We start from the raw sequence: 6,886 nt of genomic DNA on the forward strand, positions 1-6,886 counted from the left end.
GGACTGGCCTCTCCACATTTTCTCGGCCATTGTTGGTAGCGCATCTTTTACGCGATCGTGCACATCCATTGCGCTCACTTTTTTGCCAAGCATATCGTTCCATACTGCGAACATGCCGCCAAGCAAGTTGGGATTGTTGGCATTTACTTGTATGGAACCGCTGAAATAAGTAGGCTCCCAGTTTTCATACAGCCACTTCGTGTTCAAATAATCGTAGTAATAACCCGCTTTTGGCACGATATAGAGCAAACCGTCCGTCGTGTTAATGATTTTACGGCCTTCGTTGATTGCATCAATCGGATTCTGCCAGCCGTTGTTCCAGCCATTTAATGTAATATCTTTGTCCACAGGTGTTGTACCCGGGAAGAATGTCAAACTGCCCCACATTCTTGCCGTTTTGCCTTTGCTTTTGAAAAAAGCATTGATCTCGTTTAAATACTGGCGGTACGCCTCCACAGTTGTTTTATCGTTCCGATCAAATTCATCTCCTCCAAAGTGAATTTCTTTGGCATCAAACCAATTTCCGTCCAAATATTCGCTCCACACGTCTTTGACAAATTCAACCGCCTCCGGACGTGTAATATCCAGATGGTCAACAGGAAGCGTGTCTTTGACCAAATCAGGTCTAACTTTGGTGAAGGAAAGTGCATGGCTGGGCGTATCGAGCTCGGGAGTAATCGTCATCCCTCTGTCCTTGGCTAGATCCTGCAGCTCTCGGAATTCCTGTTTCGTATAATGGCCGTCCTTCGCTGTCAGTTCCGGATATTTGGTGCTTTCCAGACGGAAAGCCGAATATTTATCCCAATGCGTTCTGCTGTTGTCTTTAAAAATTTCATTATCGTTCAAATGTATTTGAAAATCGTTCATTTTGTACCAGGACATGAACTTCACATAATCCTTCAAAAAATCCATTGTAAAAAACTTGCGCCCTACATCGAGCATGAAACCGCGCTCTTTGTATTTGGGATAATCTTTCGCGATGCCTTTGACAATGCTCGACTTCGCCGTATCCTGCTGCAAGATTTGAAGTGCTGATCTTGTGCCGTAGAATACACCGGTAGTCGTATTGGCGTGTATATTAACCGTATCGCCAACTTCAAAATAGTAACCTTCCGTTCCTATCGCATCGTCGTTTTGCTCGTTCAACGTTAGGAAGAAATCCCCCTTGGCTGGCGAATTCGATTGCACAATGGAAACATTGCGACCCGTGATTTCCTTCAAATCTTCTTGAAATACAGCAGCCGTGCTTTGTAGAGAACTGGCTGGCGGAATGACAATCCTTGCATGATCGCCCATTGTAAATGTCCCTGTATCCCCCGTCCACTCTTGCAAGCTAGGGATCACGATTGGCTTCTGGTTAGGCTCCGTAGCGGCTGCTTGAGCGGGTTGGAGCGGCAGCGAGAACACGAGTAAAGCAAGCAGACAAACCGTACTTACTTTCTTTCTCATTTTTACACCTCTTTGCATATTTTTTGAGCCATAAATCAGAGGAGACCCTTGAACGAATCGTCTAAGGGTCTCTTTTCTCTGCCTTATTCCATAATTTTCGAAGCAATGAAGGCCAGATCTGCAATCTCAATTTGCCCGTCATTGTTGAAATCTAAGTGTTTAATGCTCGCCCAATCTGGACTTGAGGAGTTTTTACCGTAATTAGCTGCCACCATGCCCAAATCGCCAATCGATACTTTTCCATCATGGTTCAAGTCGCCAGGAGTGCCAACAGGAACCGGTGTAACTTGAACGCTTAGGGAGGAATTTAACGCTTTGAACTCGTTTCCTTGCTCATTCCCCAGCGTGGTATCCGTTACTTCAATTGTGGAAGTCGTAGCCACAGTCAGCGCTTTCGAGTTAAATGTCAGTTTGAACAGCTGAGCATTTCCTGTTATAGCGTGCCCAGCCCCTTGGCTGGCGGCAATCAGGCGAAGTTTGCCTGGCACATCGTTCACCGTCGTCACAATGGTGAGGTTCGGAAGCAGTGAATCCGCTGACACAAATGCCATTACGTTCGGATCATAGCTTAGCGTAATGTCTTCAGCATAAACCTGTTGTAGTACGCTGTTCAGCCCATAAGTAATCGTTATCGGCTGTCCGCTTTCAACGCTGGAGCTTCCTGTTAATGTTGTAAACGGGCTTTGTGGCGCAACCACTTTCACCACAACCGCTGCAGTCGTTTGCTTTCCTCCGTACGTTGCCGTAACAACGGTTTCACCTTGGGAAACACCCTTGATTGTACCGTTCACAACCGTGGCAAACAGTGGATTCGCGATCTCAAACATGGATGCAGTTGTCACATCCTGATTCGTTCCGTCCGAATACTGTGCAGTTACCTTTACAGGTGTGGACTGCCCTTGTTGCAGTTCATAGCTTGCTGCGTCAAAGACGATGGTTTGCAAGGTAGTCGCTACATCCAACTTATACACGTTCAACTCAGATGCGGAAGCAAAGTTGCCTGCACCAGCTGTCGCTTCGAGCTTAATGAAAGCAGCATGTACCGGAGCAAAATTCACTTCTTTTATCACGTTGTTTTGCTGCCACGCTCCGCTCGCTACTTTCGTATACTGCTCACCGTCTTGGCTGACGTATACATTGTAGCCAGTTATTGTGCCGTTACCGGCATCTTGACGAGGCGTGTATTCCAGCTTGCTGATTTTGTACGTTCCTCCTAAATTCAAAACGATTGATTGTGGCAGTGGATCAACATTGAACCATTTGATGTGCCACCAAGTGCTCGGATCTCCGTCAATGGCCAAGCCTGGCTCGTTACCAGCCTGGAAGCTTGCAGCCGTCGCCGTCATTTGCGTTTGCGGGATTTTCACCAAACCGGTCTGTCCCGTTACCGTGACATCAACCGCAGCTTTAAAGCCGCCGTCCGCCGTAGTTGCCGTAATGGTAGCCGTTCCTGCACCCTTCGGAGATACGACGCCGTTCTCGTTCACCATCGCAATAGCAGGATTACTTGTGCTCCAAACAACGGAGGTGTTTGCTGCATTCAGCGGCATGACAGTAGCCTCCAAAGCAACCGGCGCATCGAGCACGTTCATCGTTAACGCCGAACGATCGATCGTTACGCCCGTAACTGGGGCTGTTCCGACAATCGGCAAGCCGATCAGCTTCACGTCCGCAATGCTGGCCTTCGTATTGGCATCAGGAAGTCCCGTAATCGTGATTCTGACATAACGTCCTTGACTGCCGAAAGTATCTTTGAGTACTGGAGCAGCTTCMGTATTATTCATGCGGTTTAACACTTGAATCCAGTTGCTGCTGCCCGCTTCGCGGACTTCCAGCTTGTATTTGTACACTTTATCGCTCTGCCCAAATGAAATCTCTAATCCTTGAATCGCATGCATTTTACCCAAATCGGCGGACCAAACATGACCCACATTTGTATCATTTGCCGACCACATGGTAGCTGAATCTCCATCGTYGGCATAAGACGCAGGGAATGATGGATCCACGCTATCTGCGGATGCCGGTTTGCCTTTCAAAATATCGCCCAAGACAGGAGGCGCTTGAGGCGTTTCGTATACATCGATTTCGGAAGCAGATGCGAAATTGCCGACTGCCACTACCGCCTCCAGCTTCACATAGCGAGCGTCAACAGGTGTAAACTGGACATACTTTTTAATATTGTTGCGGGTCCAGGTACCTGTACTGATTTGCGTATAGTTCGTGCCGTCGGTACTAACATACAAATTATAAGTCTGAATCGTACCATTCCCGGCGTCTGTACGCGGTGCATAACGGAATTGGCTAATATTGCGAACTTTGCCGAGATTAATAATAATCGATTGCGGCAATTTGTCTGAACCGTCCCATTTCGTGTGCCAGACAGAGTTCGGATCCCCGTCGATCGCTTTGGAAGCTTCGCTGCCCGGTTGCGCGCTGAATGCCGTAGCTGTCATTTGATTTTTCGGAATTGCCAGAGGCGTTGGCACCGAACCGTCACGGTACACGTTCAGTTCAGCCGCAGCCGCAAAGCCATTCACACCAGCTGTTGCTTCCAGTTTCACATACTGCGCTTCTGCGGTAGGGAACGTCACTGTTTTTTCCTGCTTATCTGCTGCCCACGTGCCACTGGTAACCTTGGTAAAATTAGTTCCATCTGTGCTCACGTAGATGTTGTAAGCTGTAATAATGCCGTCCGTACCTAAATATTGTCTTGGCAAATATTTCAGTTTGTTCACGGAAAACTTCGTGCCCAAATTCAGCGTAATTGACTGCGGCAGAGGTGCACTGCCATCCAACTTCGTACTCCAGACGGTCTCCGTGCTTCCGTCGAGCGCATTCGCTAACGGAGAAGTAGCATCGGTGCTTGTAGCCGTTGCAACAATGTCTCCCTGTACAATTTTCGTTGGGTCGTTATCTGGTTCTGGCAGTGTGATAACTGCAGCATCCGTCAATGGCGTTGTATCCGCCTCGAAACCGGCTACTTTCACTTCGAAGCCTTGGTCAGACGGCATATCCGGCGTTTTCACGTAGACGATTCCGCTTTTATCCGCGCTATCAAAGTACCAGCCGCTTGCCGCTGCCGCCAGTTCTGTTTTGCTTGCATACTCCGTATAAACGGAGCCGCCAACCGCAACACTTGCCGGTTTCGCATGCATATGAATTTGGAATTGGTTCGTACGCGCTGCCAGCTTGCCATTGTAATCGCCAACGCTTGCTCCTACTTGAATCTTCAAGTCACCTGTTCCGGTCTCTGGAGCCATAGAGGTAATTAATGTTTTCGCAAATTTGCCGCTGCGGTGCTCTCTAGACACTCCATCGTCCTCGTACATCGTGAAGGAGGATGTTTGGTAAGGATAGATATCATACGTAATCGGATTTGGCGGCACTTGACCGTCATAAAGCGTTTCCGGATACATCGGAATAATAGCGCCCGCTTTGACGAGAAGCGGTACACGGCTAAGCGGAGCGCTGTATTCGTCCAGCATTTTGGAGCCGTAATGCTCTGTACCCGTCCAGTAGTCGATCCATTTGCCTTTCGGCAAGTAGATGCCGTTTCTTACTGACGTATCTTTGTAAACCGGAGCAACGAGCAAGGACTGTCCGGACATGAATTGGTACTGTGTTAATGTGTTCTTCGTATTCGGGTCGTTCGGGAATTCGTAAACCATCCCTCTGGTGAACGGTGCTCCCGACTCGTAAGCTTCATTCAAATAGGTATAGAAATATGGCGTCAAACGCTGTCTCAGCTTCAAAATATCCCGGTTATAACTTGTATAAGGCTCACCATATCGCCATGGTTGCTTATCTACGGATGCCCAACCGGACATGCTCATAAGAATCGGTGTAAACGCTTTCCATTGTAAATCGCGCACATACGTCTGGGCGCTGCCACCGAAGATCCCATCCACGTCACCAGTAGCGTATGTCATGCCTGACAGACCGGCGCCAATCATCGAAGGGATATGGAATCGGATATATTCCCAGTTCCCAGATTGGTCTCCCGACCAAACCGTTGAGTAGCGCTGCGTTCCGGCCCAACCGCCGACAGACCATACGAATCCGCGATCGTTTGAGTTGTTTTCAACCCCATCATGCGCTTGTTTAGTTGCATCGAGGGCGAAGTCGTAGCCTGGTCCAACCCAAGCGACATCCAGCTTATTCAGACGAGTCCCAGCCACGCCTACTTCCGTTGCAATATTCGCAAGACCGTTCTGCGTCCATAATCCAGTGTAAAAGCCCAAATCATGGAGCTGTGCCACGGTACTTGGCAGCTGTACATAACCACAGCCGTAGCCATCATTCGGCAGCAGCCATCCGCCAGGCATATCATTATCCCGGAAGCCTTGCGCTACTTTCAGAACATCCGGCGTCGTCAGCTTATTCGGCTTGTTAGCGCCGGTGTTGCTTGTGTTATAACAATCCGCATCCCCCATGCTCATCCCCCATCTGGGAATTAGCGAAGGCTTGCCTGTCAAATCTGTATAGCCGTTCAGAATATCTTTCATCGTATCGCCGTAAAAGTAATACGCGTCAAAACGATTCTCATTATGTGTCAATTGTGCAGGACTGCCGAAATCGTATGTACCGTCTTGGAACGTGTTCCGCAGTACGCCATATCCAGCCGTGCTCAGATAGAACGGAGATGGATTGGAGACCGTACCGCTGCCCCAGTCGCCAAAGTTTTTGGAAATCTTAATCGTTTTGTCACGGTGAGAGAAAAATCCATTTTGCATCCCTCCGCCGTAGTAGTATTCGTCGGCTCCTCTAACGAGCTTCTGAGTTGTCGAGGAAGAGCTATAATTCAATGGTGACTCCTCTTGCCATACGACCGTTGCGTTGTCGCTCTTGTACATCGCGAATTTGAACGGGCTTTTGTAAGCACGTAAAACGAACTTGCCCGTTACCATTTTGTAGTAGCTGCCCTCATCTGACCAATCCACAGCTACCGGACCGAAATCCTCCTTCACGACAATCGGCTCTTTAGGCGTCGGGGAGCTTTTACCAGCCAGCGTTTGAAAATTACCGCCTACGCCAAGCCAGATCCGCACCATATCGTCGCGATTAAAAATAACTTTCACCTTATCGGTGCCAGATGTAATTGTAAATGTCTTCGCATCCGTTTTCTCGAAATTCGTGATGTCGCCAACCGCTGCCGCATGTGTCGTTGTCCCGCCTAAGCATAGGATCGCTAAGACGAACACCAGGCAAAAAACAAAACCAAAAGCATGTTTAAGCGTCTTCACCTCTTACACTCTCCTCTTCAAAATCAACCATTTTACCCTTTTAATGCACCAGCTGTTATCCCTCCTGTAATTTGTTTTTGGAAAATACTATAAAACACAATCGTCGGACCCATAGATATAATCAGGGCAGCGAAGAGTGGTCCCCATTCCGTTCTATACTGCATTTCACCCTGCATAACTGCAATGGCTACCGG

Annotated in this window: 2 protein-coding genes; both read right to left on the reverse strand. The window is 48.5% G+C overall.

The genetic code is table 11. From position 1 onward, the window contains the following. The coding region (locus AC1DUA_RS16820; RefSeq protein ID WP_477500860.1) for a family 20 glycosylhydrolase at positions 1-1,449 on the reverse strand (1,449 nt) is incomplete at its 3' end. A gap of 83 nt (positions 1,450-1,532) precedes the next feature. Then, positions 1,533-6,692, reverse strand: coding sequence for a discoidin domain-containing protein (locus AC1DUA_RS16825; RefSeq protein ID WP_477500861.1), 5,160 nt, complete (start codon positions 6,690-6,692; stop codon positions 1,533-1,535). Positions 6,693-6,886 lie beyond the last annotated feature (194 nt).

It is taken from the genome of Paenibacillus sp. 01T422 (genome assembly GCF_056398785.1).